Annotated in this window: 1 pseudogene; it reads right to left on the reverse strand. The window is 67.9% G+C overall.

Going from position 1 to position 639, the window contains the following annotated elements:
- Window positions 1-639, reverse strand: a pseudogene (locus EOA22_RS36310) (type VI secretion system ATPase TssH); the annotation flags it as partial.

Here is a 639-nt window from a genome sequence, read left to right on the forward strand (position 1 = left end):
CGCCAAGCCCGGCGCGGCTGGTCTGCACGCGTTTGGCGATCATCTCCATGGCGTGATCTTGCCCCACAACCCGTTCCGAAAGCGTGGCGGCGAGCTTGAGCGCCTTTTCGGTCTGGCTGGACAGCATCCGTCCGGTCGGGATCCCGGTCCAGTCCTGGACCACGGCGGCCACTGCATTGCGGTCAACCGAGGGCAGAATCAGCGGTGTCTCGCCTTGTGCCGCTGCCAATTCGGCCATCAGTGCGCGCAATCGGGCGAGATCGGCGGCAGGATCGGCAGCGGCCTGTGTCTCCGCGTCCGTCTGGGCGGCCTTGGGCGGCTCAGTCTCTGACGACTCCGCTACCTTGGTCTTTTCTGCGTTCGCCGCTGCCGGTTCGGCATCGGCCCCAACGGTGGCCGCATCGAGCGCCACACCCTCGCCGCGCAGCCTGGCGCGCAGTTCGAGTATCTCGGCGACGAGCACCTTTTCACGATCCCAACGCTGCTGCGCCGCAGCCAGGGTGATCTCACTTTCGGCAAGCCCGGTGTCGACGCGCGCCTGCCGTTCAGCCACCTCGATGCCGATCGCGGCCTCGCGCCCGATGATGCCGCGCTCGACCTCCAGAGCCTGGCGGCGGCGCATGATGTCCTCGACCTCGG

It is taken from the genome of Mesorhizobium sp. M7A.F.Ca.US.014.04.1.1 (genome assembly GCF_003998745.1).
GTDB classification, from domain to species: domain Bacteria; phylum Pseudomonadota; class Alphaproteobacteria; order Rhizobiales; family Rhizobiaceae; genus Mesorhizobium; species Mesorhizobium ciceri.